Source organism: Mesorhizobium sp. M4A.F.Ca.ET.020.02.1.1, from assembly GCF_004022645.1.
GTDB lineage: Bacteria > Pseudomonadota > Alphaproteobacteria > Rhizobiales > Rhizobiaceae > Mesorhizobium.
In genome coordinates, this window is sequence record NZ_RZOI01001187.1 from 1 (window position 1) to 1,031 (window position 1,031).

1 protein-coding gene and 1 pseudogene are annotated in these 1,031 nt (G+C 66.7%); both read right to left on the bottom strand.

All coding sequences use genetic code 11. From position 1 onward, the window contains the following. Positions 1-660 (bottom strand): annotated as a pseudogene (locus tag EN742_RS35925) (hypothetical protein); the annotation flags it as partial. Beyond that, on the bottom strand, positions 657-1,031 hold a 375-nt coding region (locus EN742_RS35930; protein ID WP_281035056.1), incomplete at its 5' end, for an NAD(P)H-hydrate dehydratase. The pseudogene EN742_RS35925 and the gene EN742_RS35930, both read right to left, overlap by 4 nt.

The following is a 1,031-nucleotide window of genomic DNA, read 5'->3' on the forward strand; positions in this document are numbered from 1 at the left end:
CGCGTTGAGTTCGAGCTGCTTGAAGGTCAGCTCTTCCGGCGCCAGCGGCCCGCCGGCCAGCCAGCCGGCATCGACGGCCTCGTCGAGTTGCGGCGTCCAGCGCCCGGCAACGCCGACGCAGCCGCCATCGGCATCCGGCGCGACACTGTAGACAGCGTTGAAATTGAACGGCAGCCGCGAGGCCAGCACCTTGCCGTTCTTCCTGAAGCTGTAGGCAAGACGGTAGATAAAACGCACTTCGCCGCAACCCTGGTCGCCGCTCAAGGCGGCGAAATCGCGCCGGTCGAGCCGGTTGACAACGCCGACCAGCCGAAAGCGCGCCGCTTCCGTCTTCAGCCAGCGCATGTCCATGATGCGGCCGACATTGCCGTCGGTAACCTCGTAGAGCGGTCGCCCTCCGGCCTTCATTTCGGCGCGCAGCGCGGCGACGTCGGCCGCGACCGTCTCGACGATGGCATGATAGGCCGGCGCCTTGTCGTAGAGGGTCTTCAAATCATCCTTCCCGTCGACGCTGAACACGCCGGCGAATGAGAATCCCTTGGCATCGAGCGCGGCAAGCACCGCTGGATCGTCGACGATGGTCACCGGTGCCTCGGCGCGTGCGCCATGCGGCGCAGGCAGCGCGAAGATGATCGACAAGACGAGCGCAAGTCGCTTCATGCGAGGGCCTCAGCTTGACGGGCTGCGACCAGCTCTCGCAGCACCGGAACCATGGCGATCGGCAGATCCTCGGCGATCAGCCCCGGACCGAAGCGGTTGCCGGCCTCGGCATGGATCCAGACCGCCGCAGCCGCTGCTTCGAACACCGCCATGCCTTGCGCCCCAAGCCCGGCGATGATGCCGGCCAGAATGTCACCCGACCCGGCGGTGGCAAGCCATGGCGCGCCATTGTTGTTGATGGCCGCCAGGCCGTTCGGCGCCGCGATCACCGTATCGGCGCCCTTGTAGACGACGACCGCATTGGCGCGCTGGGCGGCCGCGCGGGCCCTGGCCAACTTGGAGAGGTTCTTGTCTGCAGCAATGTCCGGAAA